Genomic DNA, 6025 nt, shown 5'->3' on the forward strand with positions numbered 1-6025 from the left:
GGATGCTGCGCGCCGTCGGCACGCCGAGCCGGTACCGCACGGCGATGGCGTACCCGTCCTCGCGCGGCGCGAGCCCGAGCGCGAGGGTGGGTGCCCGCACGAGGCGCGCCGCGTCGTCGGGCACGCCGCTGGCCTCGATGCCCGGCGCGCCGCTGCGCTCGGCGAGCTCGCGCGCGTAGCCGGCGAGCTGGGTCTTGATCTCCCGCGCCTCGTCGTGGTCCATGCGGTGAGTGTGACGGCGACCACCCACGGCCGCCCGCCGAGGCGAGGCGCGCGGGGTCGGCGGACACAGGCGGAGGCGACGGTCAGCGGACCGCAGCGGCTCCGGCGGGCGGCTCGCCGACGTCCTCGACCGGGCGCGGGACGTACGGCTCGCGCGTGACGTCGGCGCGCACGACGCGCGACAGACGGAACCAGCGCACGCCCTCGCGCAGCCGGCACCACGCCACGAGGTACCACTGGCCCTGGGTGTGGGCGAGGATCACCGGCTCGACCCGTCGCGCCGTCTCCTCGCCGCGGCGGTCCCGGTAGCGGATCGCCAGCACGCGCGACGACGCGAGCGACTGCTCGACCGCCCGCAGCACCCGCAGGTGCGACCGCGCCCGGCCGACGACGCCGCCGTGCGCGTCCCCGTCGTCCGCCCCGTCAGCGCCGTCAGCGCCGTCGGGCTCGGGTGCGGGCCGCGGCTGCCGCACCCACACGCGCGCTGCCAAAGCGTCCGCCCGGTCGCGGTCGCCGGCCGCGAGCGCGTCCCAGACCTTGCCGCGCGCGGCCAGCGCGTCGACGGCGAACGGGCTCCCGGGCGGGAGCGTCGCGAGCGCGACGGCGACCGCCACGGCCTGCCCGGGCGTGAAGTTCACGGGCGGAAGCGTGGCGCTCGGGTCGAGCACGTAGCCACCGCCGGGTCCCGCCTGCGCCCAGATCGTCAGACCCGCCTGCTGCAGCGCCGACACGTCGCGCTTGACCGTCCGCTCGCTCACCTCGAGCGCGGTCGCGAGCCGGCGCCCCGTCGTGCCCGTCCGCCCGGCACGGCGCAGCTCCTCGGCGATCGCGTAGAGACGCTCGGTCCTGTTCACGCGTCGCCTCCTCCCGTTCGCGGGTCACCGTCCGGAGGTCCGCCGGCGAACTCCGCGAACTATGGTGACAGACCGGTGTCACCAGGGCGGTGGGACGGTTGGTGCATGACCGAGAACTCGCAGCAGACACGCACCGAGACCTACGACGGCACCGAGCCCGTCCAGCCCGTCCACGTCGTCCTCGTCCCCGGCTTCTGGCTGGGCGCGTGGGCGTGGGACGACGTCGTCCCCCACCTCGGGGCCGCCGGCCTCGTCCCCCACCCCGTCACCCTGCCCGGGCTGGCACCGCAGGACACCGCGGCGGACCGCGCCGCCGTCACGCGCGAGGACCACGTCGCCGCGGTCGCCGACCTCGTCGACGGCCTCGACGGGGACGTCGTGCTCGTCGGGCACAGCGGCGGCGGGCCGGTCGTCCAGCAGGTCGTCGACCGCAACCCCGGGCGCGTGCGCCGGGTCGTCTACGTCGACACCGGGCCGCTCGTCGACGGCGCGGCCCTCAACCCCGGCCTGCCGGACGACGCGGCCGAGCTGCCGCTGCCGTCGTGGGAGGAGCTCGCCGAGCAGGGGTCGAGCACCGAGGGCCTCGACGACGCCGCGCTCGCGGCGTTCCGCGAGCGCGCGGTGCCCATGCCCGCAGGCGTGGCGCGCGGGACGGTTCGCGTGGCGGACCCCGCGCGGCTCGCCGTGCCCGCGACCGTGGTCTGCTCGTCGATCCCGTCCGCGGTGCTCGCGGAGCTCGCCACCCCGGGACCGCCGCTGCACACCGAGCTGGGCGAGATCGCGGACCTCACCTACGTCGACGTGCCCACCGGCCACTGGCCGATGCTGTCGCGCCCGCGCGAGCTCGCCGACGCCATCGTCGCGGCCGCTCGGCAGGGCTGAGCCCCTCCGCCCGGGCGGCGTGCCGGAACACGGGTGAAAAAAGATGTCGAAGTCGCGTCACGGATGACCAGGATCTCCGTCTTGTCCGATAGAGACGGCCGACAGGCCACCCACCGACACGACGAGACGGACCATGCACGACACCCTGCCCTCCGCCCCTGCGCACCACGACGTCCGCTCCGCCCTCCTCTGGGCGCTCGAGCACGACCGCGACGCCCTCCTCGAGCACCGCGAGGCGATCCAGCGCTGCGTCTGGGCGGCGGCACGCGGCGCGGCCGACCGCCGGCTCGTGCGCCGGTGGCTCTTCGCCACCACGCACGAGCCGGCGCCGATCGTCGCCTGACCGGCGGGCACGAGACCTCGTGCCCGCCGGCCGACGGCGCACCCGTACGTCGAGGTTCAGCCGAGCGTCGTCGGCACCACCGCGTCGCCCTCGCCCGGCGTCGCACCGAGCACGTGCTCGGCGAGGAACGCGAGCACGACCTCGTACCAGACCTTCGCGTGCTGCGGCGTGAGGATCCAGTGGTTCTCGTCCGGGAAGTACAGGAACCGGTGCACCGTCTCGCCGTCGGGCCCGGCCGGCAGGCCGGAGTCCGCGAGGAGCTCGTACCAGAGGCGCAGGCCCTCGCCGATCGGGACGCGGTAGTCCTTGTCGCCGTGGACCACGAGCATCGGCGTGACGATGTCCTTCACGAACCGGTGCGGGCTGTTCTCGAGCGCCATCTCCGGCGTCATCTCGCGCTGCCAGTAGTACGAGTGGTCCGTGGTCGGCCCGAACTGGTCGAGCGCCCACAGGCTCGCGTGCGTGACGATCGCGGCGAAGCGGTCCGTGTGGCCGGCGACCCAGTTCGCCATGTAGCCGCCGAACGAGCCGCCCATCGCGGCGGTGCGGGTCTCGTCGACCTCGGGCAGCGTCTCGACGTGGTCGGTGATGGCCATGAGGTCGGTGTACGGCGCCTGACCCCACGCGCCCCAGCCGCGCTGCACGAAGTCCTGCCCGTACCCGGTGGACAGCGCCGGGTCCGGCAGCAGCACCGCGTAGCCGCGCGCGACCATCAGCCACGGGTTCCAGCGCCAGCTCCACGCGTTCCACGAGCCGAGCGGCCCGCCGTGGATCCACAGCAGCAGCGGGGCCGGGTTCTCGGCCGACGCGCCGTGCGGGAGCGCGAGCCAGCCGCGCACGCGCACGTCGTCCGACGCCGCGGTCTCCACCTCGACGAGCGTGCCCGGCAGCTCCGGGCTCGCGACCGGCCCGCGCAGGGCGGTCGCCGCGACCGGCGTGCGTGCCCCGGGCTCGCCGCTGTCGAGGAACGCGCCGAGGTCGATCCGCACCGGGTGCGCCGGCTCGAGGTAGCTCGTGCGCATCGCGTACGCGGTGCGGCCGTCGGGCGCGACCTGCACGTCCGTGAAGACGGCGTCGTCGGCCGTGACCTTCTCGGCGGTCGGGCGCTCGCCCGTGCCGTCGGCCGAGAAGGCGACGAGGAAGACCGGGCCGCGGCCGTCGTCGTCCGCCGTGACGAGGAGGCCCGAGCCGTCCGGGAGCCAGCGCAGCGACGTGGGCCAGCGGTCCCAGCGCGAGGCGAGCGTGCGCGGCGTCGCGTGGTTCTCGGCGCGCGTCGTCGGGGTGTCGTCGTGCGCGTCCTGCGCGCCCGCGCGGCCGTCGGGCGCGTGCAGCGGCACGACGGCGATCGTCTCCTCCGGCGCGCTCTGCGGCGTCGTGAGCGTCTCGCGGACGAACGCGACGAACGCGCCGTCGGGCGAGATGCGCGGCCCGTGCACCTGGGCGCCCGGCTCGTCGACGAGCGTGCGGCGCGCGCCCGTGGCCGTGTCGATCGCGACCAGGGTGCTGCGCGTGCTCGCGCCCGGCCCCGGCACCTGCCAGGTCGTGACGAGCGTCGTGCCGTCCGCGGACAGGTCGGCGGAGTGCTCCCACAGCGCGCGCCCCGGGCCGCCGGCGTCGGGACCGGTGCCGCGGCTGACGTCGCGCAGGTCGAGGAGGCGCGGGTCGTGGTCCTGGGCGGCCTCGCCGCCAGCACCCTGGGCAGCGCCGCCGCCGGCGGGCGCGGCGGGGAGCGGGCGGGCCGGCTCGTCGACCGTCGTCGTGAGGTCGGCGACGAACCGGTGCGTCGTGCCGGGGCCGAGGTCGTGGTCCCAGTGCCGGATCGGGTAGGCGTCGTGGAGGATCGCGTTGACCTTGGCGTCCTTGCGGGCCTTGCGGAGCTCGGCGTCGTGCGCGAGGTCGCGCGCGCTCGGCAGGACGTCGGCCGCGACGGAGACGACCGGCGCGTCGGCGGCGGCGAGCGGCGCGCTGAGGCCCGCGGGCGCCGTCGCGACCACGCGCGCCTCGCCCCCGCCGGCGGGCAGGAGCCAGAGCGCCGTCTTCGCGTCGTCCCCGCCGGCCGCGTCCGGGTCGGGACGCGCCGACGTGAACAGCAGGTCGCCGGCCGCGGTGAACGTCGCGCCCGACTCGCCCTTCGTGCTGCGCGTGAGGCGCCGCGCCGGGGCCTGACCCGTCGGGTCGACCTCCCACAGCGCGGTGCGGTAGGCCGTGCGCTCGTCGTCGAGCGTCTGGACGGTCGTCACGAGACGGCTGCCGTCGCGCGACAGCGACAGGCCGCCCGCGCGCGGGATCGCGACGTACTGGTCGAGGTCGTGGAACGGCGTCGAGGCGGACGCGTCAGCGGTCGTGGGGCGGGCACGCTCAGGCCCGGCGGCAGCGGTACTCACGAGTACGTCCTATCACGCCCCCGTTTCGCGCCTTCGACTCACGCCGACCCACCGGCCGGTTCCCCTGCCTCGCCGCCGGTCCGTGCCGCCGCACCCGAACCCCTCGCGCCGAACACGGGGACGGCTACCGGAAATCGCCGATCGTGGTGGCCAAGCCCGTGATGGGCGGTGGCCAACCCCGAGGTCACCGACCGTGCTGGCGCAGGAGCGCGGCGACGGCCGTCCCGACCCGGCCCGGGACGTCTCGGCCGGTGAAGCGCAGGACGTCGACCGCGCCAGAAGCCACGAGCCGGTTCTGCCGCACCCGGTCCGCGTACACCGCATCTGGAGCCGCGTGGACGTCCTGGCCGTCCATCTCGGCGACCAACCAGCGTCTGCTCCCAAGGCGCCAGCCCATGTCCGCCCGTGCGGTGACCCGTCCAGCGAGGTCGAGGAGCGGCAGCTGCAGCGTGTCGGGTGGCACGCCGGCGTCGACGCAGTCCAGCCGGCCGAACGACTCGAGCGGCGACTCGGCACGGCCGTCCGCGAGACCCCACAGCTCGTGCGTCGCAGCGACGCCGCGACGCCCCCGCGCGAGGTCGTGCGCACGCTCGATGCCGGTCGCGTCCAGCAGCCCGCGGTGCATGGCCGAGTCCATCACGGCAAGGGCGTTCGGCCGTGGGAGCTCGGGGACCGCCTGCGCCAGCGCCCAGTCCGGCGACGCGACACGTCGCCCGCCGATCACGACGGTCGTCATGCCGGCGTCGAACTGACGCAGGCGGATGCCGTCGCGCGAGGCGCGGTCGCTGGCGCGCGGCAGAGCCACCTCCGGACGGACACGCGCGGGCAGGCCCAGGATGCCGTGGAGAGCGAGAGCAGCCGTGCCCACGGCGATGGCGTCGCACCCGTAGGCGAGCAGCCCGAGCCAGGCCGCGCGTCGCCGTCGACCGTCCCACGATTCCCCGTGCGCGCCCACCGCGACGTCGTAGACACCGCGTGTGACACGGCGCCAGGCTCCGGTGTCGACGCGCCGGCACGCGACGCGCGACGTCACCCCGGCGGCCGTGAGCTGCTCGATGGAGAGCAGGCCTGCCTGCTCGTCAGCGGTACGACGAAGCTCGGAGGGAAGTTGCATCCTCGCAGCGAAGCGCGTCACGGGCCGCCTCGAGCATCGACCAGGAGCGAGCTGTGGACCAGCCCGCTCCTGCTAAGGCCTGTGGACGGCCTTCGACTGGAGATCGAGAACGCGCTTGCCGACCGCCGACCACGCGGTGAGCCACCGGATCCTGCGAGATTCAATGGCTGATCCCGTGTTCGGCGGTTGGGGTGGCAGGCGGGGTGACGGGCGGGCGGGTGACGGG

General features: G+C 75.7%; 5 protein-coding genes and 1 pseudogene. 2 read left to right on the plus strand and 4 right to left on the minus strand.

Going from position 1 to position 6025, the window contains the following annotated elements:
• A pseudogene (locus JZ5iCDA_RS14815) lies at nucleotides 1-223 on the minus strand (hypothetical protein); the annotation flags it as partial.
• A gap of 82 nt (nucleotides 224-305) precedes the next feature.
• The gene (locus JZ5iCDA_RS14820; RefSeq protein ID WP_069387854.1) at nucleotides 306-1076 is read right to left on the minus strand and encodes a helix-turn-helix transcriptional regulator; all 771 of its coding nucleotides are present in this window, start codon (nucleotides 1074-1076) and stop codon (nucleotides 306-308) included.
• A 105-nt stretch (nucleotides 1077-1181) separates the two neighbouring features.
• Here JZ5iCDA_RS14820 and JZ5iCDA_RS14825 point away from each other — a divergent pair, with 105 nt between their 5' ends.
• Together JZ5iCDA_RS14825 and JZ5iCDA_RS19070 are read left to right on the plus strand one after the other, a co-directional pair.
• Entirely contained in the window at nucleotides 1182-1958 is a 777-nt protein-coding gene (locus JZ5iCDA_RS14825) for an alpha/beta fold hydrolase (RefSeq protein ID WP_069387855.1), read from the plus strand.
• A gap of 133 nt (nucleotides 1959-2091) precedes the next feature.
• A complete protein-coding gene (locus tag JZ5iCDA_RS19070) occupies nucleotides 2092-2301 on the plus strand; it encodes a hypothetical protein (protein WP_069387856.1) in 210 nt (69 codons plus the stop codon).
• Between the two features lie 56 nt (nucleotides 2302-2357).
• Here the strand turns inward: JZ5iCDA_RS19070 and JZ5iCDA_RS14835 are convergent, their stop codons facing one another.
• Together JZ5iCDA_RS14835 and JZ5iCDA_RS14840 are read right to left on the minus strand one after the other, a co-directional pair.
• Nucleotides 2358-4685 (minus strand): prolyl oligopeptidase family serine peptidase, encoded by a 2328-nt coding sequence (locus JZ5iCDA_RS14835; RefSeq protein WP_069387857.1) that lies wholly within the window; start codon nucleotides 4683-4685, stop codon nucleotides 2358-2360.
• A gap of 184 nt (nucleotides 4686-4869) precedes the next feature.
• Nucleotides 4870-5799, minus strand: a complete 930-nt coding sequence (locus JZ5iCDA_RS14840; protein WP_139123144.1) for a type IV toxin-antitoxin system AbiEi family antitoxin domain-containing protein — start codon at nucleotides 5797-5799, stop codon at nucleotides 4870-4872.
• Nucleotides 5800-6025: the final 226 nt, after the last annotated feature.

The organism is Cellulosimicrobium cellulans (genome assembly GCF_001722485.1).
Lineage (GTDB): Bacteria > Actinomycetota > Actinomycetes > Actinomycetales > Cellulomonadaceae > Cellulosimicrobium > Cellulosimicrobium cellulans_A.

What these genes read in the sequence shown, in the direction of transcription:
- JZ5iCDA_RS14825 (WP_069387855.1), top strand. Translation starts at nt 1,182, where the DNA reads ATGACCGAGAACTCGCAGCAGACACGCACCGAGACCTACGACGGCACC.
- JZ5iCDA_RS19070 (WP_069387856.1), top strand. Translation starts at nt 2,092, where the DNA reads ATGCACGACACCCTGCCCTCCGCCCCTGCGCACCACGACGTCCGCTCC.
- JZ5iCDA_RS14840 (WP_139123144.1), bottom strand. Translation starts at nt 5,799, where the DNA reads ATGCAACTTCCCTCCGAGCTTCGTCGTACCGCTGACGAGCAGGCAGGC.